Annotated in this window: 1 protein-coding gene; it reads right to left on the minus strand. The window is 45.1% G+C overall.

Annotated elements, in window-relative coordinates; all coding sequences use genetic code 11:
• Positions 1-676, minus strand: a 676-nt coding sequence (locus J7438_RS26700; RefSeq protein WP_209279047.1) for a hypothetical protein, incomplete at both ends; no start/stop codon positions are given.

Genomic DNA, 676 nt, shown 5'->3' on the forward strand with positions numbered 1-676 from the left:
CTGCCCGGTTTCATCATCAATGTAGCTTTGACCAATAGAGAGGAGCCTGGGATTGATATGTGTGAAATCATACAAATGACCAATCAGACAGAGTTGGTCAACTAACAGACGAAACTGTCCTTTCCTTTCAACCGGTGGCTCTGAACTAAGCACTTTTAAAAATCCGCCAGAATCCAAAAGCAGGCTGCCGTAGGTATTAATATCCTGACCTGTTCCGGTTTTCATGAAAGTATTTAGCCACCAATCATAGTCTGCCAGGCGAAGGTTAATCTCATTCTGTAAGCCTGTTCTTACCACTGGTGACAACAGCAGCTCTGGTTGGCCAGGACGGGTAAAAGCAAAAATTTGAGGATCGGTTGCAGTATCTGGGACAGATTCTTCAGGGAACTCATCGACAGCATCCAATAAACTTTCGATGCATTCGGCTTTCTCATCATACTGTTCCATTGATTCGCAAGCTTGCTCCACACTTTCTTCCAGCAACCCCAAAAGCAGTCGGGCAAGATACCCTCCTTGCTGTAACTCCTCCAGCATCGATGTACGTTTGCCTTTATAGTAGAACTCTGCCAAAAGCACTTTAGCGGCTTTAATATAGGCGGCGTTTTGTGCATACCCATTTCGCTTATGTAGTTTGACACTCCCCGAATGAACATAGGGGTCAGAGTCATAGTATGGT

It is taken from the genome of Thalassotalea sp. G20_0 (assembly GCF_017744175.1).
In the GTDB taxonomy this organism is placed as follows: Bacteria; Pseudomonadota; Gammaproteobacteria; order Pseudomonadales; family Endozoicomonadaceae; genus Endozoicomonas.